At 72.1% G+C, this 22,347-nt stretch carries 21 protein-coding genes; 10 read left to right on the top strand and 11 right to left on the bottom strand.

The window, feature by feature from the left end; translation table 11 throughout:
* Positions 1 to 3 precede the first annotated feature (3 nt).
* From G569_RS0115750 to G569_RS0115710, 9 genes are all read right to left on the bottom strand, one after another.
* Positions 4 to 459, bottom strand: a complete 456-nt coding sequence (locus G569_RS0115750) for a hypothetical protein (protein ID WP_028064108.1) — start codon at positions 457 to 459, stop codon at positions 4 to 6.
* Positions 456 to 3,152 (bottom strand): beta strand repeat-containing protein, encoded by a 2,697-nt coding sequence (locus tag G569_RS58100; RefSeq protein ID WP_053226432.1) that lies wholly within the window; start codon positions 3,150 to 3,152, stop codon positions 456 to 458. Before G569_RS58100 ends, G569_RS0115750 begins: the two co-directional genes overlap by 4 nt.
* A 124-nt stretch (positions 3,153 to 3,276) precedes the next feature.
* The gene (locus tag G569_RS0115740) at positions 3,277 to 3,834 is read right to left on the bottom strand and encodes a homocysteine S-methyltransferase family protein (protein WP_028064106.1); all 558 of its coding nucleotides are present in this window, start codon (positions 3,832 to 3,834) and stop codon (positions 3,277 to 3,279) included.
* A 132-nt stretch (positions 3,835 to 3,966) separates the two neighbouring features.
* The gene (locus G569_RS0115735; protein WP_028064105.1) at positions 3,967 to 4,647 is read right to left on the bottom strand and encodes a hypothetical protein; all 681 of its coding nucleotides are present in this window, start codon (positions 4,645 to 4,647) and stop codon (positions 3,967 to 3,969) included.
* Positions 4,578 to 5,309: a GntR family transcriptional regulator gene (locus G569_RS0115730; RefSeq protein ID WP_169542155.1), complete on the bottom strand. Its 732-nt coding sequence runs from the start codon at positions 5,307 to 5,309 to the stop codon at positions 4,578 to 4,580. Before G569_RS0115730 ends, G569_RS0115735 begins: the two co-directional genes overlap by 70 nt.
* 5 nt (positions 5,310 to 5,314) lie before the next feature.
* Positions 5,315 to 6,016 carry a 1-(5-phosphoribosyl)-5-((5-phosphoribosylamino)methylideneamino)imidazole-4-carboxamide isomerase gene (locus G569_RS48850; RefSeq protein ID WP_053226431.1) on the bottom strand — a complete coding sequence of 234 codons (702 nt, stop codon included), beginning with the start codon at positions 6,014 to 6,016 and terminating at the stop codon, positions 5,315 to 5,317.
* Positions 6,013 to 7,446, bottom strand: a complete 1,434-nt coding sequence (locus tag G569_RS0115720; protein ID WP_028064103.1) for an iron-containing alcohol dehydrogenase — start codon at positions 7,444 to 7,446, stop codon at positions 6,013 to 6,015. The genes G569_RS48850 and G569_RS0115720 overlap by 4 nt, the downstream gene beginning before the upstream one ends.
* A complete protein-coding gene (locus tag G569_RS0115715; RefSeq protein WP_028064102.1) occupies positions 7,443 to 8,918 on the bottom strand; it encodes a xylulokinase in 1,476 nt (491 codons plus the stop codon). Before G569_RS0115715 ends, G569_RS0115720 begins: the two co-directional genes overlap by 4 nt.
* Positions 8,919 to 10,310 carry an APC family permease gene (locus G569_RS0115710; RefSeq protein WP_169542154.1) on the bottom strand — a complete coding sequence of 464 codons (1,392 nt, stop codon included), beginning with the start codon at positions 10,308 to 10,310 and terminating at the stop codon, positions 8,919 to 8,921.
* 189 nt (positions 10,311 to 10,499) lie between these two features.
* On the opposite strand from G569_RS0115710, the gene G569_RS0115705 reads away from it, so the two are divergent.
* From G569_RS0115705 to G569_RS62640, 4 genes are all read left to right on the top strand, one after another.
* Positions 10,500 to 13,478, top strand: coding sequence for a helix-turn-helix transcriptional regulator (locus G569_RS0115705; protein ID WP_169542153.1), 2,979 nt, complete (start codon positions 10,500 to 10,502; stop codon positions 13,476 to 13,478).
* A gap of 63 nt (positions 13,479 to 13,541) precedes the next feature.
* On the top strand, positions 13,542 to 15,089 hold the full coding sequence (locus tag G569_RS0115700) for a MopE-related protein (RefSeq protein WP_157592076.1): 1,548 nt from the start codon (positions 13,542 to 13,544) through the stop codon (positions 15,087 to 15,089).
* Complete coding sequence (locus tag G569_RS62645; RefSeq protein WP_028064098.1) at positions 15,083 to 16,225, top strand: putative metal-binding motif-containing protein; 1,143 nt, start codon at positions 15,083 to 15,085, stop codon at positions 16,223 to 16,225. The genes G569_RS0115700 and G569_RS62645 overlap by 7 nt, the downstream gene beginning before the upstream one ends.
* Complete coding sequence (locus G569_RS62640) at positions 16,219 to 16,689, top strand: hypothetical protein (protein ID WP_157592075.1); 471 nt, start codon at positions 16,219 to 16,221, stop codon at positions 16,687 to 16,689. The genes G569_RS62645 and G569_RS62640 overlap by 7 nt, the downstream gene beginning before the upstream one ends.
* On the opposite strand, the gene efeU is transcribed toward G569_RS62640, so the two are convergent.
* Complete coding sequence (gene efeU / locus G569_RS48845) at positions 16,584 to 17,417, bottom strand: iron uptake transporter permease EfeU (RefSeq protein WP_037496932.1); 834 nt, start codon at positions 17,415 to 17,417, stop codon at positions 16,584 to 16,586. The genes G569_RS62640 and efeU overlap by 106 nt on opposite strands.
* A 204-nt stretch (positions 17,418 to 17,621) precedes the next feature.
* The gene (locus G569_RS0115680; RefSeq protein ID WP_028064096.1) at positions 17,622 to 18,101 is read right to left on the bottom strand and encodes an SIMPL domain-containing protein; all 480 of its coding nucleotides are present in this window, start codon (positions 18,099 to 18,101) and stop codon (positions 17,622 to 17,624) included.
* Between the two features lie 108 nt (positions 18,102 to 18,209).
* Here G569_RS0115680 and G569_RS0115675 point away from each other — a divergent pair, with 108 nt between their 5' ends.
* Genes G569_RS0115675 through G569_RS0115650 form a run of 6 tightly spaced genes read left to right on the top strand, consistent with a single transcriptional unit; the run spans position 18,210 to position 22,315 of the window.
* Positions 18,210 to 19,022 (top strand): hypothetical protein, encoded by an 813-nt coding sequence (locus G569_RS0115675; RefSeq protein WP_028064095.1) that lies wholly within the window; start codon positions 18,210 to 18,212, stop codon positions 19,020 to 19,022.
* Between the two features lie 10 nt (positions 19,023 to 19,032).
* Positions 19,033 to 19,422: a hypothetical protein gene (locus G569_RS0115670; protein WP_028064094.1), complete on the top strand. Its 390-nt coding sequence runs from the start codon at positions 19,033 to 19,035 to the stop codon at positions 19,420 to 19,422.
* A complete protein-coding gene (locus G569_RS0115665) occupies positions 19,419 to 19,613 on the top strand; it encodes a hypothetical protein (protein ID WP_028064093.1) in 195 nt (64 codons plus the stop codon). Before G569_RS0115670 ends, G569_RS0115665 begins: the two co-directional genes overlap by 4 nt.
* Positions 19,606 to 20,331 carry a class I SAM-dependent DNA methyltransferase gene (locus G569_RS0115660; RefSeq protein WP_028064092.1) on the top strand — a complete coding sequence of 242 codons (726 nt, stop codon included), beginning with the start codon at positions 19,606 to 19,608 and terminating at the stop codon, positions 20,329 to 20,331. The genes G569_RS0115665 and G569_RS0115660 overlap by 8 nt, the downstream gene beginning before the upstream one ends.
* Positions 20,319 to 21,359 carry a nitronate monooxygenase gene (locus tag G569_RS0115655; RefSeq protein WP_028064091.1) on the top strand — a complete coding sequence of 347 codons (1,041 nt, stop codon included), beginning with the start codon at positions 20,319 to 20,321 and terminating at the stop codon, positions 21,357 to 21,359. Before G569_RS0115660 ends, G569_RS0115655 begins: the two co-directional genes overlap by 13 nt.
* Positions 21,356 to 22,315, top strand: a complete 960-nt coding sequence (locus G569_RS0115650; RefSeq protein WP_028064090.1) for an aminoglycoside phosphotransferase family protein — start codon at positions 21,356 to 21,358, stop codon at positions 22,313 to 22,315. The genes G569_RS0115655 and G569_RS0115650 overlap by 4 nt, the downstream gene beginning before the upstream one ends.
* The last annotated feature ends 32 nt before the right edge of the window (positions 22,316 to 22,347 follow it).

Genomic DNA, 22,347 nt, shown 5'->3' with positions numbered 1-22,347 from the left:
TTCTCACTGGACGTTGTAGCCCTTCGCGGCGAGCTCTTCGGTGGCCGCCTGCAGCTCCTTCGCGCCTGGGCTGGAGTCGATGTCGGAGATGACCTTCAGCAGCTTCTCGCTGTCGTTGGACTTCGCGGCGTCCGCGGCCTCGCGGAACGTGTCCGCGAACTTGTGCAGACCGTCGACGATCTGCCCGTGGGCGTGCTTGGCGTCGTCCGGCGGCGTGATGTTGTTGAAGTTCTCCGCGGCGACGTCCATCGCCTTGGCGCCGTCCTGGAGCCGCGTGACCGCGGCGCCACCGTCCGTGGCGGCCGGGCCCAGCGACGCGGTCGACTTCTGCAGCGACTGCACGGCCTCGTTGAGGTCCTTGACGTAGTCGTTCTTGCTCACCCCGCCGGACCCGCCGCAGGCGGCCACGAAGAGCGTGGCGGCGACGGCGAGGGCGCTGAAGGGACGGAGGGCGTTCACTGGTCTGCTCCCAGGTCGACGGTGGCGGCGATCAGGTCGGAGATGTCGTTGTCGAAGACGACGCTGTCCTTGCCGCCCAGGGTGTTGACCTGGAGGGTGTCGAGCGTCGGCTCGGAGTCGAAGATGTGCAGCTGCGGGCCGAGACCGGTGAGGTCGACACGGCCGTTGATCTTGAAGATCGTGACGTTGTCAGGACGCTCGGAGCCGTTGACGATCACCTGGTCGGCCGTGGCGTCGCCGCCGCCGCCGAACCCGCCCAGCTGCAGGTCGACGTTGGTCACGTCGGTCCCGCGCAGGTCGTTGACCGTCAGCTTGTCCGCCGAGCCCAGCGACCGGACCACGACGTCCTCGAGATTGTCGTAGTCCATCGTGATGTTGGCGATGTTGCGGGTCAGGCGACCGCGGCTCCCGTTGGCGGAGAGCTGGATGTCCTCAGCGGCGTTTGAGCCGTTGAAGTCGAGGCCGTCGAAGCCGGACTGGCCGTCGATGACATCGTTGCCGTCGCCCGGGTCCCACTGGAAGCGGTCGTCGCCGATGCCGAGGTTGGCCGTGTCGGTGCCGCGGTTGCCGTCGACGTGGTCGTTGCCCTGGCCCCCGAGCAGCAGGTCGTCGCCGTCGCCGCCGCCGAGCGTGTCGTCGCCGTTGCCGCCGTCGATCGTGAAGTGCGAGTCGCCGGCGATGCCGTTCTGGCCCTGGATCGTGTCGTTGCCGTCGAGACCCTGGATGAGCGTCTCCTCCGTGCCTGCGCCGGCGGTGACATCGAGGCCCGAGGTGGTGGCGGTGCCGACGCGGGCGATCCCGGTGCCGGCGGCTGCGAAGAAGATCTGATCGTCCCAGCTCGTGCCGAGGTACTTCGCGGTGTCGTCGTCATCGCCGCCGTTGGCGACGATCGCGGCGGGGCCGGTGACACCGACGCCCGAGGTGATCGTGTCGTCGCCGGCGAGGCCGTTGACGGTCACGAGGTCCTGCGTGAACTCGGCGCCGTCGACCTGGACGTTCGCGGCCAGGCCGCTGATCAGCGCGGTGCCCGCCGTCGGCGAGGTCGCGGTGACCTTGTCCGGGCCGGAGGTGCCGTTGACGATCACGTTGTCCTTGGCGCCGTCGCCCTGGCCGTCGAAGCCGGCCTCGTCGACGTCGACGAGCTTGACGCCCGTGCCGTTCAGGTCGTTCACGGTCACGTTGTCGACGGAGCCGAGCGCGCGGACGTTGACGCGCTCGATCGTGCCGAGGTCCATGACGATGTTCGCGATGTTGCGGGTGAAGCGCGTGCGGGCGCCGTTGGCCGAGACGGCCATCTCCTCGCCGGCGTTGGAGCCGTTGAACTGCAGGACGTCCGCGCCGGTCTCGCCGTCGACGGTGTCGTTGCCGTCGCCCGGGTCCCACTGGAAGGTGTCGTTGCCTGAGCCCATGCGCGCGGTGTCTGAGCCGCGGTTGCCGTCGATCAGGTCGTTGCCGGCACCGCCGAGGATCAGGTCGTCCCCGTCGCCGCCGAGCAGCGTGTCGTCGCCGTTGCCGCCGTCGATCGTGAAGTGCGAGGCGGTGGAGACGCCGTTCTGACCGGAGACCTTATCGTTGCCGCCGAGGGTCTGGATGAGGGTCTCCTCGGTGCCGCCGCCGGCCGCGACGTCGATGCCGGTGGCCGTCGGCGTCCCGACGCGGGCGATCCCCGTGCCGGCCGCCGCGAGGAACAGATCGGTGTCGTCGCCGTTGGTTCCGACGTATTTGGCGGTGTCGGCGCCGTCGCCGCCATTGGCGACGATCGAGGCCGGGCCCGTGACACCGACGCCGCCCGCGATCGTGTCGTCACCGAACAGGCCGTTGACGGTCACGAGGTCCTGGGTGAACTCGGCGTTGTCGACCTGGACCTTGGCCGCGAGGCCGTTGATCTGCGCCGTGCCCGGGGTGGGGGAGGTGGCGGTGATCGTGTCCGGGTCGTTGGTGCCGTTGACGATCACGTTGTCCTTGGCGCCGTCGCCCTGGCCGTCGAAGCCGGACTCGTCGACGTCGACCAGGCCGAGCCCGGTGCCCGCCAGATCGTTGACGGTGACGTTGTCGGTCCCACCGAGCGTGCGCACGTTGACGCGCTCGATCGTGCCGAGGTCCATGACGATGTTCGCGATGTTGCGGGTGAAGCGCGTGCGAGCGCCGTTGGCCGAGACGTCCATGTCCTCGCTGGCGTTGGAGCCGTTGAACTGGAGGACGTCTGCGCCGGCGTCGCCGTCGACGGTGTCGTTGCCGTCGCCCGGGTCCCACTGGAAGGTGTCGTTGCCGGTGCCCAGGCGCGCGGTGTCGGTGCCCTGGTTGCCGTCGACGAAGTCGTTGCCCGGGCCGCCGTCGAGGACGTCGTTGCCGTTGCTGCCGAGCAGTCGGTCGTTGCCCGCGCCGCCTTCGATCGTGAACGCCTCGTCGGCGAGGTTGCCGAGCGTGCTGATCTCGTCGTCGCCGTCACCGGCGTTGACGTGGACCTTGTCGAAGGTGCTGCGATCGAACTGGAAGTCGATCGTGCCGTCGGAGCCGACGTCGAGGGCCAGGGCCGTGCCGTTGGCCGCGAACGTCAGCTTGTCGGAGGCCTTGTCGCCCGCGACTTCGAGCGTCGTGCCCTGAACCGAGGCGGTATATGAAGCCGACGCCTGCGTGGCGGTGAGACCGAGGAAGGTCAAGCCGACAGCCGTGACGGCGAGGGATCGTCGCATCCTGCTCCTTATTGAGAGAGTGATCCCGGGCGATCAGTGCCCAGGGGTTGGGGAGGAAGGTCAACCGTAAATCAGAGGTAAGGGCGCGGACAATCAGGCCCCTACCCTGAGATTTCTCGAACCCTTACCAGCGCGTGATCTCGAGCAGCCCCTGGTCGACCAGGCGCGTGCGCTTGCCGCGCTGTTCGAGCCAGTCGATCGAGCGCGGGGCGCGTGGCATCGAGAGCCACAGGGGCAGCCGCGCGGACTCCAGCGCGCGCACCGTCTGCTCGAGCATCGGCTGCCGCGGGGAGCGGGCGTCGAGGATCAGGAAGTCAGGGTGCTCGGCGTGGAAGAGGTCCACGAGCCGGCTGATCGTGCCGCCGTCGTCGAGGTCCATGGTGGAGTCGATCGAGAAGCCGACGGCGACCTTGCCGACCCGCTTCTGCGCGGCGATGGCGAGGCGGGCGAGACGGACGCCGCGGCGGGCGATCGTCATCCAGCGGTCGGGCTCGGGGGAGACCACGGTGGCGGCGGCGATGCCCCACGTGGCGGTCGTGACGACGTCGGCGCCCGCACGCACGTCGCGGCGGTGGCGCTCGAGCACGTCGCCCGGGTTGGAGACCAGTTGACGGAGGCCGTGGCGGCGCTCGACCTCGCGCCGGTGCCGGTGGCCTGAGTCGATCATCAACGGCCGGTCCACGACCCAAGCCTCACGAAGGGCAATGTACGCGCTCATGCCATAAGTGTCCGGCGAGTCGCCCACCCTGACAATCGGTGGGCGACCCTTAAATCACCGGGGGGCTGCCGCCCCCCGCGGACCCCCCGCTTTAAGTCACTTGGCAAGCGCCCACTGGGCGGTGTCCCCGTACCCCGAGTCCGAGGTGTAGGAGAACGTGTCCAGCTTGCCCTTCTTGGGCACCTCGAACGCGATGCAGACGCTCTTGGACTTACCCGGCTTGAGCTTCACGCGCGGGTTCTCGCACGGGTCCTTGGACCCGTCGATCTGGATCAGGTTCGTCTGCTTGCCGGTGCCCCCGCCGACGAGCGTCAGCTTGCCGTTGGGGAGCGGGTTGTCGTAGACGAGCTCACCGGTGTTCTTGAACTTGAACTGCAGGCCGATCAACTTGCGGTTGGACTTGATGTCATAGCCCTTGAACGGCCCCTTGACCTTGCTCAGGGTCACCGTGATCTTGGTCTTGGTGTGGTCGTTGGGGTCCTTGTTGCCCAGCCCGGAGCCGTTGAGCTCGAGCGTGTCGCCGACGGCGCCCTTGACCGTCACCGGGTCCTCGATGCCGTCGCCGTCGTCGTCCTTGATCTCGGCCTCGGTGGCGGCCGGGGTCGCCTCCGCGGTCTTGGTGGCGCCGCCCGAGGAGGCGCCGCCGCCCGACGCGGCCGACTCGTCCGAGCTCGAGGACCCGCAGCCGGCCAGCAGCGCCAGCAGGATCAGGAGTCCGCCGAACCCGGCGAGGCGCGCCGGTTGACGATCAATTCGAACGCGTCGGCGACGTGCCACTCGAGCGAGAGCATCACCGCCCGCCCGCGCGCGTCGTAGTCGACCTGATCGATGTGCAGCAGCGGGGTACCGCATTCAACCTCCAGCAGTTCGGAGAGCCGTTCGTCGGCGAGGGTGGGGAGGAGCTCGGCACTGGCCCGGAAGACCGGGTGGCCGGCGGACTCGAGGATCACGTACAGCGAACTGTCGAGCGCATCTTCAGAGATGCCGTTCAGGAGCGCCGCGGGGATGCGGTCGCGCGAGTAGATGACGGGCCGGTCGTCCGCCAGGCGGACGCGTTCGACCTCGTGGACGCGGTCGTCGCCGTCCAGGCCGAGCACCTCGCACTCGTGCTCGGTGGGCGCGCGCACGGCCTTGGCGATCACCGTCTCGCCGGGCGTGTGCCCGGCGTCGCGGATCATCGCGGTGTAGGAGACGGTGGTGTCGAGCGCGTGGCGGCTGCGCGGCACCTTGGTCACGTAGGTGCCGGAGCCGTGGCGGCGGGTCAGGTAGCCCGCCTCGAGCAGGCCGAGCACGGCCTCGCGCACGGTCGCGCGGCTGACCGAGAAGCGCTCGGCGAGCCGGTCCTCGTTGGGCAGCTTGTCGCCGGTGACGAGCTTGCCGCCGACCAGGTCCTCGAGCAGCCCTTGCCGCACCTGCTCGACCAGGGATGTGCGCCGCACCGACGTCACGCGGTCGCCTCCGCGAACCTAAAGGGGCCTGACCCCTTTATGTGGGCGAGCACGGCGGCGACCTGGCCGGGGACGCTCGGCCCGCCGGGGAGCTGGTTGGCGAAGATCGCCGAGCCGATCGTGAAGCCCCAGGCGCCGGCGTCTCCGAGCGCGGCGATCTGCTCGAAGGACGTGACCGACCCGGCCGCGATCACGTGCCCGCTCGCCGCGGCGGCGACGGCGCGGGTGAGCGCGATCGGGTCCTCGGTGGGGTGGCGGTACGCGAGCAGGTCGACGCCGTGCACGCCGTCGAGCGCGGTCAGGCGCTCGGCGTCGGCGGCGATCTCGGCGATCGAGCCCTTGAGCACGCTCGGATGGCCTTCGATCGTGCCCGGGAACGGGCAGTACTTGACGGCGCCGCCGAGGATCTCGACCCCGACGTCGGCGCGGGTGCCGCCGAGGACCCAGTCGACGCCGATGTCCAGCGCCGCGTGCAGCGAGCGCAGCTCGTCCTCGGCGCTCGTGGATACGACTTCCAGCATGACCTCCATGCTCGCCTCGTGGGCCGCGCGCGTAACCTCGGCCAGCGTCTCGGGCGGCGGTCCGATGTCCTTGAACCCGACGTAGCGCAACCCGCTCTCGCGCAGCGACGCCAGCACCTCGGCGGCGTTGCCGACGGTGACGTCGTCGCGCGTGAGCATGAAGACGAACTCGATCACAGGCCGGCTCCCAGCCGGGCGGCGCACACGAGCAACGCGTCGACGTCGGCGGAGTCCCAGATGCCCATGAAGAACGCGAGGTCCGCGACGCTGAAGCGCTCGCGCATCAGGTGCCCGTGGGCGAGCGCCCAGCGCGCCGTGCGGTCGCGCACGCCGAGCTGGGTCAGCCGCACCGGCGCGCGCGCCGAGCGCAGCGCCGCGACGAGGCGCTCCGGCGACGCCAGCAGCCGGTCGAGCTCGGCGTCGAACGCGGGCCAGCGCTGCCACAACGTCTCGAGCTCTCCGCGCGCGTCGTTCCAGCGGTCGAGCTTGCGGGCGTAGTCGTGCCAGCAGGCCTCGCCGACGCGTCCCGACGGGTCGAGCACCGCGAACGCCTCACGCACCTGCGGCTCGAGCTCGTCGCGCTCCGGGAAGCGCAACGCGCGCAACCCGCCGCCGCGCGCGACCGTCCGCACGCGCGCCCACAGCATCGCGGCCAGCACCGACAGCGCGCCGACCTTCGCCCCGTGCAGCGGCGCCTCGACGCCCGGCCGTTCCGCCATCTCCAGCAGGTGGCTGACGGTGTGCTCCATCCCGGACCCCGGCGCGGTGCGGCCGGCGACACCCATCGCGATGCCGCTCAGGGTCAGCGCCGCGCTGAGATGCTCGAGCGCCGCGGGGTCGGCGCGGTGGATGCCGTCGGCGCGGTCGAGCACTTCATCCACGTGCGCGCGCGCGAGGCCGACCGCGAACGGCGAGTAGCTGTCGTCCTGCCCGACGAGCTGGGCGAGCCGCCAGTCGGCGGGCGCCGTGTAGGTGGCGAGCAGGTCGCCGAACCCCGCTCGGTTGAGCTCCACCGGGGCGCGCGCGATGACATCGGAGTCGATCAGCAGCCGCTCCGGCCAGCGCGTGGCGGTCGTGTGCTTGACGCCGTTGAGCAGCAGCACCGACTGGTCGTCGGCGAACCCGTTCACGCTCGCCGCGGTCTGGACGACGACGTGCGGGACGCGGCCGAGCTCGGCGCTGAGCGCCTTGCCGATGTCGGCGATCGTGCCCGAGCCGACGCTCACCACGACGCTCGCGCCCGCGGCGGCCGCGGCGCCGCGGCGCAACGTCACCGCGTCGGCGTGGACGTTGGCCCGCTCGTCACCGAGCGTGACCTGGCGGACGGACATCCCCGCGGCTTCGAGCGCCGACGCGACGTAGGCCTTGACCTCGCCCGCGGCGCTCGCCATCTGGCGGCGGTCGGCGAGCACGACCACGTCGCCGTCACGATGGCGCACCTCGGCGACGACGTCCGCGACGCGCTCGAGGACGCCCGGGCCGAGCAGCAGGCCGCCGAGCCCGAGCGGGCGCAACGTGGCCGCCTCGGCGCACGCGGCCAGGCGCACGCGCAGCATGTTGAGGTCGCGCGCGACCTCAGGGGCGGAGGGAGGTGGAGCGAGCGTCATGCCAGCGCGTCCTCCACGCCGTCGAAGAGGCGCCGATAGGCGCGATAGCTGTCGTCATACACGGAGCGGACCTCAGGGCGCGGGGTCACCGGCTCGGGGGCGAGTTGGACCGTCGCCTCGGCGGCCTCGGCGAGGTCCTTGAAGGCACCGTCGGCGACGCCGGCGAGCATCGCCGCGCCGGCGCTGGTCGCGCACTCGCTCAGCACGGCCCGCACCGGGCGGTCGGTGACATCGGCCTTGATCTGCAGCCACAGCGCCGAGCGCGCGCCGCCGCCGACGACGCGGATCTCGTCGCCCGCGAGCTCGAGCGCCGCGAAGCGGTCGACGATGTCGCGCAGCGCGTACGCGCAGCCCTCGAGCACGGCGCGCGCGAGGTGCGCGGCGTCGTGGCTGAGGGCGAGCCCCGCGAAGCACCCGCGCATCCGGCCGTTCCAGCGCGGCGCCATCGAGCCCGAGAGCGTAGGGAGGAAGAGCGCGCCGTCCGCACCCGCCGGGGCGAGCGCCGCCAGGCCGAAGAGCTCGGACTGCGGGATGCCCTGGGTCGCCGCCCACCAGCGGGTGCTGCCGCCGGAGACGAAGCCGGGGTTCTCCACCAGCAGCATCTCGTCGACCGCGTGCGCGTGCGTCTCGATCATCCGCTCGGCGTCGAGGACGGGCTGACGCGACGGCGCCGCGACCGGCTCGGCGGTGCCGGTGACGTCGACGATCACGCCCGGTGCCAAGGCGCCCGCGCCCAGCGCACCCGCGTGGTCGTCGCCCGTGCCGACGATCACGCGGCAGTGACGCGAGAGCCCGAGCGCGTCGGCGATCTCGCCGCGCAGCGTGCCGAGCACGTCGCCGGCGCGATGGATCGCGGGCAGCCGCGCGGCGTCGAGCCCGGCGTGGCCGATCAGCTCGGCGCTGTAGTCGCGCCGGTACAGGTCGTAGAGCAAGGTCGAGGACGCGTGCGCGTGGTCGTGGGCGACCTCACCGGTCAGCCACGCGTTCATATGCGCGCCCGCGGACGCCAGCCAGCGCGCGGCGGCGTAGTTGGCCGGCTCGACCTCGCGCAGCCACATCGCCTTCGGAGCGACGTGCGACGCGTCCGGGTTCAGGCCGGTGCGGCTGATCAGCACGTCCTCGCCGACCGCCTCGGCGAGCGCGGCCGACTGGCCGTCGGCGCGCCGGTCGAGCCAGATGATCGCGGGACGGATCGCGCGCAGCTGCGCGTCCAGCGCCACCAGCCCGTCCACCTGACACGCGAGCCCGAGCATCGTGATGTCATCGCGCCCGAGCCCGGCGCTGGTGCGCGCCTGGCGGACCGCGTCGATCAGGGCGCCGGTCCAGTCGGACGGGTCCTGCTCCGCCCAGCCGCCGGCGGGATGACGCATCGTGCAGGGCGCGCTCGCCGTGGCGAGCGCCCGTCCTTCATCGTCGGCGACCACCGCCTTGACGCTCTGTGAGCCGACGTCGACCCCGATCACGCAGCCCATCTAGACCCTCATCGCTTCCCGCATGGCCTCGGTCTCGCCGGTGGCGAGCACGGCACCGGCGAGCTCGAGCTCACGCGGGCGCCGCGATGCCAGCCACTGCGCGCCGAGCGCCATCAGCACGACCCAGATCACGATCAGCCACGGGAACCACGTGTACGGGCGCACGGTCTGCTCGAGGATCTGCCCGATCAGCAGCGCGACCATCAATGCGGCGCCGCCGAGTGGGAGCACGCCGTGGCGGATCAGGTTGAAGCGCCCACTCGCGGCGAAGTAGCGCGCCGCGGCCAGATTGGTCAGCACGTACACCGGCAAGATCCCGAGCGTGAGCAGGAAGCCGAGGTAGCCGTAGACGTTCGAGCCGCCGACCGGGTCGCCGAGACCGCCGGCCACCGCGCCGACGCAGAGCGCCAGCACGATCGCGAAGGCGCCGGTGGCGAAGATCGCGTAGGACGGCGTGTTCCGCTTGGGGTCGATGAACGCGAACATCGGCGGCAGCAGGCGCTCGCGGCCCATCGTGTTGAGGATCCGCACGATCCCGTTGGACGAGTTGATCATCACGGCGAACATGCTCGAGACCGACGCGATGATCACGGGCCACTTCATCCACGACGCGTACATCGCGGCGAGGTCGTTCCACGGCGTCGAGGTGCCGTCGAGCTTGTTGGTGGCGGCGATGCCGAGCCCGTTGACCTCGGCCCAGATGCAGAACACGTAGATCAGGCCGACGAGCAGGACGCTCGTCAGCACCGCGCGGGGGACGACCCGGCGCGGCTCCTTGACCTCGTCACCGAGCGTCGCGGCGGCCTCGAAGCCGACGAAGCTGAGGGCCGCGAACACGAACCCGGTGGTGAGTCCATTGAACCCATTGGGTGAGGCGGACGGATTGAGGGGATGCAATGTCAACCCGTCGTGACCTCCTTGGCCGACGACGATCAGCGCCAGACCGACCACCACGAGCACTTCGAGCGAGAACAGGATCAGCGCGGCGCGCAGTGAGGAGCGAATGCCCTCGAAGGCCAGCAGCATCATCAGCCCGGCGGGAACCATCCCGATGATCCACCACGGGATGTTGGCGCTGAACTCTGCGCGGAACGTGCTCTGCAGATACGACCCGATGAGTCCGACCTCGGCGGGTGGCAGCAGGGCGTAGGCGACGAACATCAGACCGCCGGTGACGAACCCGGCCCGCGGACCGAGTCCGCGGGTGACGTAGGTGTAGAACGCGCCGGCGCTCGGAAGCTCACGGGCCATCTCGACGATGCCGGACGCCGCGATCAGGATCGCGATCAGGCAGACGAGGTACACGAACGGGGTCGCGGCCCCGGAGAACGGTGTCGAGAACTGGGGGTTGAAGAACGTCGAGACCGCCGGTCCCATGATCGCCGCGGACATGATCACCGCGCCGGTCAGGCCGACCGCATTCCGACGTAGACCCCCTGGAATCGCACTCGACATTTGGCTCGAAGATGTCTAACGTCTGACGACTTTTGTGTCAAGCCGGGCAGCACGATTGTGAGACAGGACGAAGCAGAAGATGATCTTCAGCAGCGATGGAATAAATCCGCGAAGGAGACGTCGTCGGTGACTGTGACCACCGCGCTCGCCCCCCGCAGGTCCAACCTGCACGTCGTACCACTGCCAACCGCTCCGTCGCCGCTGATCGAGCGCGCCGTCGAGCTCGATGTGCTGCGTTCATCCGTCGATCGGCTGGCCGCGGGTGGCAGTGGTGTCGTTGTGCTGGAGGCGCCGGCGGGGCTCGGCAAGACCGCACTGCTGGAGTACGGAGCCTCGCTCGCCGCGCAGGCCGGCTACCTCGTTCGCCGCGCCGCCCCCGGGCCGCTCGAGCGCCACTTCTCCTTCGGGGTGGTGCGGGCCCTGCTCGAAGGTCCGGTCCGTGAGGCATCGGGCGACGAGCGCGAAGGCCTGCTCGACGGCGCCGCCGCGGCAGCGGGCGAGCTGCTGCTGGAGGGCAACGCGCCCGCCGGCGACTCGGCGATGCTGATCGCGCACTCGATCCTCTGGCTGTGCTCGGCGATCGCCGAGCGGCGCCCGCTCGCGCTGGTGGTCGACGACGCACAGTGGGCGGACCGCTCCTCGCTCGAGGTCCTCTCCTACCTCGCCCGTCGGGTCGACGACCTGCCGCTGCTGATCCTGATCGGCGCCCGCGCCGACGACCCCGACGCCGCATCCGATCTGCTGACCCTCCTCGGGTCCGTCCGCTCGGCGACCGTCCTGCACCCGCAGCCGCTGACGCCGCGCGGCGCGATGCAGCTGATCCGCCGACTGGCACCGGAGACGCCCGCCGCGGTCTGCCGCGACTGTCATCGCGCGGTCGGCGGCAACCCGTGGCTGCTCGGCGAGCTCGGGCGCCAGATCGCCGCCCACGGCCCCGAGGCGCTCGAGGACTCCGAGCAGGACGCGCCGCAGGTGACCGCGGTCGCCCGCACCGTCGTCCGCCGCCGCCTGGCGGAGCTGACGCCGCGCGACCGCGGCGTCGTCTCGGCGCTCGCGGTGATCGGCGACGGCGCGCCGCCGCACGTGCTGGCGGCGGTGGCCGGCGTGCCGGTCGGCGAGCTCGGCCCGGCGCGCGACGCGCTCGTGGTCGCCGGACTGCTCGATCCCGGTGCCGGCGCCTCGCGGAGCGGTGCGCTCGCCGGCAGCGACGCGCTCGATCCCGCCGCCCGCGCGGCGCGCAACGGCGCTCCCTGCGCGGACGCCGACGGCCGCAGCCCACTCGAGCCGTTGCCCGGCGCGCGGTTCGCGCACGGCCTGATCGCGGTCGCGATCGCCGAGGACCTGCCGCGGACCGAGCGCGAGCGCCTGCACCGCGAGGCGGCGCGGGCGCTGATGGACTGCGACGCCGAGCCGGGCGTGGTGGCGTCGCACCTGCTCGAGTGCGGTCCCCAGGCAGACCCCGAGGTCTCTGACTTACTGCTGCGAGCCGCGGCGGACGCGGCGCGGGGCGGCGTGCCACGCGCGGCAGCGGCCTACCTGGAGCGGGCGCTGCAGGAGCGCGCGCCCGGCGACGACCGCGGCAAGATGCTCGCGCGGCTCGGCACGATGGCCTTCGACGCCGGCCTGCCCGACTCGCGGCGGCGCCTGCGCGAGGCGCTGCGCGAGGTCGACGACCGCGAGTGCCGGATCGACGTCCTGACCCGGCTGGCCGCGCTGAACCTGGTCGACGCGGGTGACGAGGGCCTGGCGGGCGTGTTCGAGGCCGAGCTGGCCAACGAGACCGACCCGGACGTCCGGCTCGCGGTCGAGGCCGCCTCGCTGGACGCGCTGCTGATCTTCCCCGAGCGCCACGCGGAGCGCGCGCGGCGGGTGGCGGCGATCGACCTCTCCGGCAACCGCGACCCGCTGCTCGGCCGCGTGATCCTCGCCCACCGGGCGTGGGTCGGCACCGAGCTGGGCGCGCCGTCGGCGCAGGTGTGGGCCGCGATGGCACGCAACGCGCTCGACGACGGCCTGCTGCAGGAGGAGGCGCACTGGCGCAGCGCCTACTCGCTGTGCGCGCGGGTGCTGGTGGCGACCGACGACCCGCAGGCGGCCGACGCGATCGCCGGCATGCGCGACGTCGCTCTCGCTCGCGGCTCGCTGCGCTTGCGCGTCGCCGCCGAGTGGTACGCCGCCGACCACGCGCTGCGCACCGGCCGCGTGGCCGAGGCCGAGAACCACGCGCGGCTCGCGCTCGATCTCGTCGACGATGACACCAACGTCTTCAGCGGCGGCGCGGCCGAGGTGCTCGTCAGCGCGCTGGCCGAGCGCGGGGCGTTCGGCGAAGCGCGCGAGCTGCTGCGCGAGCGGCGGCTCGACGGCGTCCTCGGGATCGCGGTGTGGGAGATCGGCCTGCGCCATGCCAGAGCCCGCCTGTGGCTCGCCGAGGGTGACTTCGAACGCGCCCACGCCGAGGCGATGGAGGCCGGCGCGCTGCGCGCCGAGCAAGGGCGCCCGAACCCCGCGCTGGAGCCCTGGCGCTCGACCGCCGCGCGTGCGTTGGCGCACCTGGGGCGGCGCGAGGAGGCGGCGGCGCTCGCCGACGCGGAACTGGCGCTGGCGGAACGCTTCGGCGCGCCCGCGGCGATCGCCACCGCGCTGCACGCCCGCGCCGTCGCCGAGCCCGACCACGAGGCGCGGATCGAGCTGTGCGAGCGCGGCCTGGCCGTTGCCACCCGCGCTCCGGGCCTCGAGAGCGTGCGCCTGCGCCTGGAGCTGGGCAGCGCGCTCGCCTCGCTCGGCCGCCGCGTCGAGGCGCGCGACGCGCTCCGTCCCGCGCTCGCCGACGCCGACGTCGCGGGCGCCGTGATCCTCGCCCAGCGCGCTCGCCGCGAGCTCGTCGCGACGGGCCTGCGCCCCCGCCACGCCGCGATCGAGGGCGCCGCCGCGCTGACCCCACGCCAGCGCCAGATCTGCGAGCTGGCAGCGGCCGGCAAGGGCAACCGCGCCATCGCGCAGCAGCTCTTCCTCTCGATCAAGACCGTCGAGACGCACCTCGCCGCGGGGTACCGCAAGCTGGGGGTGAACACGCGCTCGGAGCTTGCCGCCGAGCTGGCCGCGTAATCGCAAATCTCAGGGTCACCCACCGATTGTCAGGGGTGGCCCGAGACCCCGATAGTCAGTCGGATGCGTTCCTCCCCAGCGCTCTGTCTGCTCCTCGCGGCGATGGCACTCGCCGCACCCACCACCGCCCTTGCCTCGGACGAATGGTCGGTGCCACCCGACGGGGCGTCGCAGCCCGCGTCGTCGTGGCCGCACGCCTCGCGGTTCGAGATGGTCGACTTCACCTTCTATGGCGACGAGGACCTGCCGACGCGGGTGCAGGTCGCCACCGACCGCGCCATGCACGACGTCGTCGCGACCTACGACACGGCGCCGAGCGCCGGGCTCGACGAGATCGTCTCGGCCCGCACCGCGCCTGACGACCGCTGGGTCGGAACGCCCGGCATCTACTACTGGCAGGGCGGCGACCGGCCCGTCCAGGCGCTGCGGATCACCGGCGGCGACGCCACACCCGCCGCGGCCGCGCTGGCCGGTGTCACCGAGGTCGTCTTCAGCCCGGCCGACAACGGCACCGAGGCCGGCCTGCGGATCACCGGCGACCACACCGTGGACGAGGACGATCACATCACGATCACCCAGACCCAGACGCGCTACATCGTCAGCCGGGAGTCGGGCGACTTCGCGCCGGCGACCGGCCAGTGCACGGGAGGCAACGGCAACACACCCGTCAGCTGCCCGATCGCGCCGAGCATCTCGGTCGACCTCGCGGGCGGCAACGACTCGCTCACCACCAACCATGTCACCCACCCGGTGCTCGTGGCGGGCGGCGCGGGGAACGACACGCTCAACGGCGGGGACGCCGACGACGTGCTCGCGGGCGGCCCGGGCGATGACACGCTCAACGGCGGCGCCGGCGACGACGCGTACTTCGGCGAGGCCGGCAAGGACGTGATCGAGGCGCGCGACGGCACGCCGGAGCGGATCGCGTGCGGCGCCGACGACGACCAGGCGCGCAACGACTTCACCGACATCCTCGCCGAGTGCGAGCGGGGCGTCGACGGCGACGGCGACGCGTTCGCCTCCGGCGCGGACTGCAACGATGGCGTGGCGGCGATCCACCCCGGCGCGCTGGACATCTTCGAGAACGGGATCGACGAGGACTGCGACGGCCGCGACGCCGTCAACCGCGATCGCGACGGCGACGGGTTCCCGGTGCCGATCGACTGCAACGACGCCGATCCGAACATCCGCCCGGGGGCGGTCGAGATCCGCGGCAACGACGTCGACGAGAACTGCGACCGCAAGGCCGAGCGCTACGGCCTCCTGCGCAGCCTGGTCCTGAGCAACTGGCAGTTCACGAACACCTTCTCGCGCCTGCGCAGCATGGACATCCGCAACGCGCCCAAGGGCGCGCAGGTGTCGCTCTCCTGCGCCAAGTGCGCGCTGAAGACGACGAAGAAGCTCATCGTCGCCCGCGACCTGCAGCCGCTGCACCTGAAGAAGTTCCTGGGCACGGGGAAGCTCAAGAAGGGCGCGTCGATCAAGGTCGTCGTCACCGCGAGCGGCCTCGTCGGGCGCACCTACACGTACAAGGTCGTCCGCTACGGGGAGTTCCCGGCGCCGTCGATCGTCTGTACGAACCCCGGCGAGAAGGGGGGACGGCCGTGCTGAGGCGCGCGCTGATCCTGACCGCCGCCGTGTGCGCGCTCGCGCCCGCGACCGCGGCCCACGCCACCGGCGTCTTCCAGAAGGCCGGCCCGACCGTGATCTATACGGCCGCGCCCGGTGACATCGACCAGATCGCGGCGTTCGAGACTCAGACCACGATCCGCTTCACCCGCTTCGGGGGCGCGAGCTTCGGCCCCGGGCCGGGCTGCAACTTCCTCGACAACGACTCCAACACGATCGACTGCACCAAGGACGGCGTGACCTCGGTCGTGCTCAACCTCGGTGACGGCGACGACGTCGCCTCGATCGACCCGTCGCTGAAGATCCCGGTGATCTTCAACGGCGCCGACGGCCGCGACGGCCTGTTCGGCGGCGGCGGCATCGACATCTTCGACGGCGGCGCCGGCGACGACAACATCATCTCGCGCGACGGCGTCGCCGAGCGGGTGACCTGCGGGATCGGCCATGACACGGCGATCTCCGACGACGCCGACCAGCGCGACTCGTGCGAGGAGGTCCAGGGCGACGCGGACCTCGACGGCGTCCGCTACCCGGCCGACTGCGACGACACGAACCCGAACATCCACCCGGGCGCGACGGACATCCCGGACAACGGGATCGACGAGGACTGCTCCGGCGTGGACGCGGTCGACCTCGACCGCGACGCCGACGGCATCCCACGCCCGCAGGACTGCGATGACACCAATGCGGCGATCCGTCCCGGCGCCACCGAGGTGATCGGCAACGCGGTCGACGAGAACTGCGACGGGATCATCGCCCCGTACCCGCCGCTGGTCGGCTCGATCCAGGCGACGTGGAAGAAGAGCGGCAAGAACACCCGCAACGTGACGCTGCTGGCCAAGGGCTTCCCGGACAGCGCGCAGATCACGATCGTCTGCACGGGCGTCAAGAACTGCCCGAAGCGGACCGTGCTCGCGCACGTCTCGGCCAAGGCCGGGCAGATCAACCTCCACGGCGCGCTGGGCACGCGCAGCTTCTCGAGCAAGGCGCGGATCGAGGTCCAGGTCACGCGGGCGGAGCGGGTCGGGCGCGTCCTGCGCTTCGACATCGGGACGCCGGGGCTGCCGACGGTCGACTTCCTCTGCAAGCCGCCGAACGCGGAGGCGGGCCCGTGCTGATTGAAGGTCAGGGGGTCAAGGCGAGGCGGACCGAGCTCTTCGACCACGTGGTCGGGCGCGCGTCGTCCGACGCCCCCGAGGAGGCCGACCGCCGGTTCGCCTTCCACTTCCCGCTGTTCCTGTCCGAGTTGCTCGACGACGTCGACGGCGGCGACGCCAACACCGTGCTGGCGGAGTGGGCGGAGGCGTTCGACTGGATCGCCGGCACGACCACGCTGGTGGGTCAGGCGATGGTCTCCGTGCTGGACGCGGACAAGCTCCGTGCCGCCGCCGGCCGGGCGGACAAGCCGGAGACCGCCATGTGGCTCGAGCGGCTCGCCGCGGAGTGGCCGCAGGTCCGCGCCTGGATCGAGGCCGATCAGGCGGCAGCTGTGGCGCGCCGCAGCAGCGGCGTGCCGGCGGGCCACAGCACGTACACCGCGGCCGGGATCAGGAAGACGAGGTACCCGACCAGCTCGGCGTAGGTCGGCAGCGGCTGCCAGCCGAGCATCCCGGTCAGCAGCGCGGACGTCCACGAGCCCGGTACCACCAGCCAGGTCAGGTCGAGCGCCTGGCCCTGGGCGACGTTCAGCCAGCCGGCCTCGTGGGCGCTGTGCAGCGTGCTCGCCACGAGGCCGGCGGCGACGAGCACGAGCACGAACCCGGTGATGCGGAAGAACCGTGCGAGGTTCAGCCGCACGCCGCCGGTGTACACCAGCGCGCCGATCCCCACCGCGACCGCCAGGCCGAGCAGCGCGCCCAGGCCCGCGGTCGCCGGATCGTCCGCGTTCTGGAAGACCGCGAGCAGGAACACCACGGTCTCCATGCCTTCGCGGATGACGGCGAAGAACGCCATCGCGATCAGCGCGCTCGCCGACCCCGACGCGAGCGCCGCCCGCGCGCTGTCGCGCAGCTGCCCCGAGAGCCCGCGCGCGTGCCGGCGCATCCACACGATCATGAAGCTCACGATCCCGATCGCGGCCACGCCGATCACCGTCTCGAGCCCTTCCTGCCGGCGCTGCGGCAGCTCCGTGTCGAGCAGCTCGAGCAGCCCGCCGACGGCGACGCAGATGACGATCGCGGCGACGACCCCGGCCCACATCGGGCGCAGGGCGTCGCGCCGTCCCTCCTGGCGCAGGAAGCTGGCGATGATGCCGACGATGAGCGCGGCCTCGACCCCCTCCCGGAGGCCGATCACGAAACTGGGCAACATGAGTTAGGGGACCCTAAGGGTCCCTGATGAGAAAACGCCTAGGAGTCGGTTGACGCATGGTCGGTCCGACCGGTGTGGTGCAGCCGCCAGTGGCTCGGGTCGCCCGCGCTCGCGATGCGGCCCTCTGGGCCGTGAGCAGCGTGGGTGGCGCGAGGCGCTGCGGATGTGCCGCACCCGGGCGCACCGGTATGCGTCAACCGGCTCCTAGGACACGGAGAACGTCAGGCTGACCGTCGCGTAGACCTCGCGGGGGACCCGGCAGACGCGGTGCGTGCCCTTGGTCGCCACGCGGCGCCGCACGCCGTTGCGCACCACCGTCTTCGTGTTGCGGACCTTGCCGCAGTAGTGGCCGTTGCCGAACGTGCCCTGCTGGCCGAAGAACGTGTAGCCGTTGTTGGGGTTGTCGGAGATCGCGATCAGCGGGCCGAGCGTGACGCCGGCGGCCGCCGCGAGCTCGGCCGCGTGCGCGCGGGCCTTCTCCATCGCGTCGGGGAGCGCCTTGGCGTTGGCGGCCTTGACGGCCTCGCGGATCGACGCGTCGCTCTTGCGGTTCTCGGGCTTGACGTCGGCCTCCCCGAGCCCATTGGCGGTCAGCGTGGTGGCGGGCTGCTGCGCGTGCGCGGGTACCGCGGCGAGAGCAGTGAGAACGAGCGATAGGGCGGCGACGCGGGCGACACGGAACATGGAGGCTCCTCCGATTGGATTGAGGACCGGCACATTGATGTTTCGCCGAACGCTGAACTTTGTGACCGATCTCATGGTCGTGTCATCTGCGCGCACGACGTTCGGGAGGTGCTGCACGCGATCTACCGCTCCACGGCCAAGGTCAACGCGAAGCCACGCCCGCCGGGGTTCTCGAAGCTCTCGTCGCTCGAGTCCTTCCTCGCCGCGTGGCCGGACCACGGCGACCTGATCTTCCTCAACGACGGACCGGTGGCGGGCGAGCAGCTCGAGCTGATGGAGGCCGCGGGCCGGGTGACGGTCCGCTCGGCGGCCGACGCGATGGGCGCCTACTGGACCGCGCTGGAGCTCGCGCTCGAGCAGGGATGGGCGGACGAGGACCTCGTCTATTTCGGCGAGGACGACTACCTCTACCGCCCGGAGACGTTCGCCGCCCTGGAAGCGGCCGCCGCGCGGCTCCCGCACGTCGACCACTTCGCCCCGTACGCGACGATCGGTCACACGATGCCCAACGGCGAGCCGCTGCACGAGGGCCTCAAGCGGCCGCGCCTGCAGCCGCTCTTGCTCGCGGACGTGGATGGTGTCGCGTGGCATCACGCCACCAGCCATACGGTCTCGTACGCGATCCGGGTCCGTTCGCTGCGCGAGGACCGCACGCTGCATCGCCTCACGCTGAAGGCGAGCGGCGCCTGGGACCACACGATGTGCCTCGCCTGCCAGGGGATCGTCCCCTACACGGCGCGCGAGCTGATCGAGCCGCTGCGCGCCCGGACGGGCGCGTCCGCGAGCCGGCGGGCGAAGATCGTCATCTGGCGCGTGGTGCTCAGCGGGCTGGCGCTGCGGCGCCGCCGCGACCCCCACGTGATCGCCGCGCCGAGCCCCGCGCTCGCCTCGCACATGGAGGTCGGCCTGACGGCCGCATAGATTTGCGGGCGTGGACATCTTCGTCCGTGCCTTCGGAGACGTGGCGGACCGGGACGGGATCCCGGTCCGGCGCATCCTGCTCGAGGCGGGCGGCTTCCGGGTCGCCGGGGACGGGAGCCTCGACGTCGCGGGCACGTCGGTTCACGGTCTGCCGATCGCGGGGCGGCCGTTCGCGGGCCTGAAGTTCGCGCACGTCACCGACGCCGTGTTCGAGCTGATCGTCCACGTCGCCCGCACCGCCGACATGGTCATCCTGCCGGTCGGCTGTCCGCTGTGCGTCGTCTTCGAGCACCAGCGCGCCCAGCTGCCCGAGGACATGGCCTCGCACGACGTCCAGCTGGTCGAGACGGGGGAGGAGCTCGCGATCGTGGTGCGCGGCGCTCTACCGTCCTCGGGGTGAGTCCCCAAGAGCCCGACCTCGCCGAGGCGCTCGAGTTGCGCGACGAGCTCCTGCTCGCGTGCCGCGAGGTGCTGCTGACGGTGGGGACGCGACCCGCCTCGGCGCTGGTGGCGCACATCGACATGCTGCTCGATCTCGACGACGAGGCCTCACCCGGCTCGCAGCGGGGTACGGGAAGCGGCGATGCATGACTATTTCGGCGAAGAGGTGGCGGCCCGCTACGACGCGTCCTCCGCGGGCGAGTTCGCTCCGGAGGTGATCGACCCGATCGTCTCGTTCCTGGCCGCGCTGGCGGGGGACGGCGCCGCGCTCGAGTTCGGGATCGGGACGGGACGGATCGCGCTCCCGCTGGCGTCGCGCGGGGTCGCGGTGAGCGGGATCGAGCTCTCGGAGGCGATGGCCGCGCGCCTGCGGGCCAAGCCGGGCGGCGCGGACATCCCGGTGGCGATCGGCGACTTCTCCTCGACCCGCGTCGCGGGGGAGTTCCAGCTCGTCTACCTCGTGTTCAACACGATCGGCAACCTCACGACGCAGGCCCTGCAGGTGGCGTGCTTCGCCAACGCCGCCGCTCATCTGCGACCGGGCGGGACCTTCGTGATCGAGGTCGGCATCCCGGATCTGCAGCGGCTGCCGCCGGGGGAGACCGTGATCCCGTTCCATGTGGGTTCCGACCACGTCGGCTTCGACGAGTACGACGTCGCCAACCAGGGGCTGGTCTCGCACCACCTCGAGATCACGCCCGACGGGCGCGCGATCCGCGGGTCGATCCCCTTCCGTTACGCCTGGCCCGCCGAGTTCGACCTGATGGCGTTGCTGGCGGGCATGACGCTGCGCGAGCGCTGGAGCGGGTGGCGGCGCGAGCCGTTCACGAGCGCCAGCCGCAAACATGTCTCGGTATGGGCCAAATAGCCGAGTTGCCGATCGTGCAGGCGCCGATGGCGGGCGGGCCGTCGACGCCCGCGCTGGCCGCGGCGGTCAGTGAGGCGGGCGGGCTCGGGTTCGTCGCCGCGGGCTATCTGACCGTCTCGCGGATGCTCGAGGACATCGCCGCCACGCGGGCGCTGACGTCCAAGCGCTTCGGGGTGAACGTGTTCGTCGGCGGTGGCTCGGCCGCCGACCCGGGGGTGGTCGAGGCGTACGCCGCGCGGCTGGAGCCGGTGGCGGCCCGAGCCGGGGTCGCGCTGGGAACGCCTCGATTCGACGACGACCTGTTCGACGCGAAGGTCGACGCGCTCGTGTCGGAGCCGGTCGCGGTCGTCTCGTTCACGTTCGGCCTGCCGCCCTCGGGTGCGGTCGAGCGGCTGCGTGCGGCCGGTTCGGCCGTGTGGCTGACGGTGACGTCGGTCGCGGAGGCGCGGGCGGCGATGGAGTCGCGTCCGGACGCGCTGATCGTGCAGGGCGTCGAGGCGGGTGGGCATCGGGGCGTGTTCGTCGACGATCCCGACGCGTCGGACCTGACCTTGTTGAGCGCGCTGCAGCTGATCGGCGCGGCGGTCGACGTGCCACTGATCGCCGCGGGCGGGCTCGCGACCGGCGCGGCCGTGGGCGCGGCGCTGGTGGCGGGCGCGAGCGCGGCACAGGTCGGCACCGCGTACCTGCTGGCGGCTGAGGCGGGCACGTCGGAGGCGCAACGCGCGGCGGTCGCGGGCGACGCGCCGACCGTCTTGACGCGCGCGTTCAGCGGCCGGCTCGCCCGCGGGATCACCAACCGCTGGCACACAGACCACGCCGCCGACGCTCCCCGCGCCTACCCCGAGATCCACCACCTGACCTCGCCGCTGCGAGCGCACGGACGCAAGGCGGGCGACCCGGACCTGATCAACCTCTGGGCGGGTCAGGCGCACCCGCTCGCCGAGGCACTGCCGGCGGGTGAGATCACGCGGCGGTTGGCCGCCGACGCGCGCGCGGCGATCGAGGCCGCCGCCCGCCGCCTGTGAAGCTCCACCCGGGCGAGGTCGACACGAGCGCGGCGCTCGTCTCGGCGCTCGTCGCCGGCCAGTTCCCGTCGCTCGCCGGTCCGGTGCGCGAGTTCCGCTCGACGGGGACGGTCAACGCGATCTACCGGATCGGCGACGAGCTGTACGCGCGGCTGCCGCGGATCGCGAAGTACGAACGCGACCTCCACCGCGAACGCGAGTGGCTCCCACGCCTCGCGCCCGCTCTGTCGCTGCGGGTGCCGGAACCCGTCGCCTTCGGCCGCCCCGGCGAGGGATATCCCTTCGCCTGGGGGATCTTCCGCTGGCTCGAGGGGGAGCCGTACGCGGGGCTGGCTGCGGCCACCGCGCCGGCCGGGCCTGGCGAGCCGCCGCCCGCGCGGGGCGAGCCGCCGGCCGCGCGGGGCGAGGCGCCGGCCGCGCGGCGCGAGGCGCCGCCCGCGCGCGGCCTCGTCGCCGACGAGCGCGTCGCGGCGCGCCACCTCGCGCGGTTCGTGCGCGAGCTGCGCGCGATCCCCGTCCCGGACGACGCGCCGCGCGGCGGCCGCCGTCCGTTGCGCGAGCTCGACGCCGTCACCCGCCCGGTCCTCGACGGCGCCGCCCTCGAAGCCTGGGATCGCGCGCTCGACACGCCGCCCTTCACCGGACCGCCCGTGTGGATCCACGCCGACCTGCTGCGGCCGAACCTCCTCGTCCGTGACGGTCGGCTGAGCGCGGTGATCGACTTCGGCGGCGTCGGCGCCGGCGACCCCGCGACCGACGTCATCCCCGCCTGGGCGGTCTTCGACGCGCCCGGGCGCGCGGCGTTCCGCGAGGCGCTCGAGGTCGACGACGCCACGTGGGAGCGCGCCCGCGGCATCGCGCTGCACCAGGCCGCGCTGATCGTCCCCTACTACGAACAGACCAACCCGGCGTTCAGCGCACTCGCCCGCCGGACGATCGAGCAGCTCCTCGACTGACCAACTGTTCGTTTGCTTGCGATACCTTCCGG

Source organism: Solirubrobacter soli DSM 22325, assembly GCF_000423665.1.
Lineage (GTDB): Bacteria > Actinomycetota > Thermoleophilia > Solirubrobacterales > Solirubrobacteraceae > Solirubrobacter > Solirubrobacter soli.
Note: the sequence above shows the minus strand (reverse complement) of the source record. Positions and strands in the feature narration are given on the sequence as shown.